This is a genomic window from Streptomyces sp. NPDC096339, assembly GCF_044762985.1.
Lineage (GTDB): Bacteria > Actinomycetota > Actinomycetes > Streptomycetales > Streptomycetaceae > Streptomyces.
Map to the genome: position 1 here is coordinate 1 of NZ_JBIWFI010000041.1, position 892 is coordinate 892.

General features: G+C 69.6%; 1 pseudogene. It reads right to left on the reverse strand.

Annotated elements, in window-relative coordinates:
* Positions 1-724: pseudogene (locus tag ACIQ5Y_RS34085) on the reverse strand (IS200/IS605 family accessory protein TnpB-related protein); the annotation flags it as partial.
* Positions 725-892: the final 168 nt, after the last annotated feature.

Below are 892 nucleotides of genomic sequence, written 5' to 3' on the forward strand. Positions count from 1 at the left end.
GCGTGCCGTTGGCCAGATGGGCGAGCGGGGCAGGCAGCTTGACCGACACCTCCCCATCCGGCGTGACGCGGATCGTCTCGTTCCCGAACCTCTTCCCCGACTCCCCATCAGCCTGAAGGAACCAACGGGCGGCCTCCCAGCGCTCACGCCAGTCCCGCTCGGTGAGCTGCGCGGCATCGAGATTGTGGCGGGTATTGAGCAGACGCTTGCCGCCCCGCACCACACGCGCCCTCCCGGCCTCCCGGTCGGCCCGCACGGCGGCCAGCCGGTCCTCCAGCACCTGCAGACGCCGCGTTTTCGCGTGCCGCTCCTGCCGAGTGCGATATCCGCCCGGAGCCCACTTGCCGCCCTTCTCCCCGACCGGCAGCGACAGGCGGTGCGTGATCGTGCCGATGGCGGCCTCAAGATCGTGGATGTGCGCCGTCTGCCCCCGCCTGGCCAGCGCCCACTGATCATGCGTGGCCTTGGTGATACTGCCCGCCCACCGCGACGACGACACGGCGGTCAGCTCACGCTTCCGCACCGCCCACGAATCGGTGGAATGCTCCAGGCCGTCCTGGCAGCGGACCGCGAGGTCCTTCGAGGCGAGCGACCCCAGATGCGCCCCGACCAGGGCCAGCACCCCCGCATCCGTGCCCGTCAGCCGCTTCAGCCGGGTCCGCACCGCAACACCCGAGGGTCCGAGCGCGACGAACGGCGCCGACAACACCCGCACCCCACCCACCACCCCGGCATCCCATGAACCCGTCACCCACCCAACGAGCACCACCCGCAAAGGTCACCCATTCGACGCAAGAACTCCCGTTCCCGGCCGCCGTCAGCCCACCACCTGGAAAGAAGTACTCACTCATGCACGCCAGAACACGCTCACACTCAGCCAATAGACAGCCCC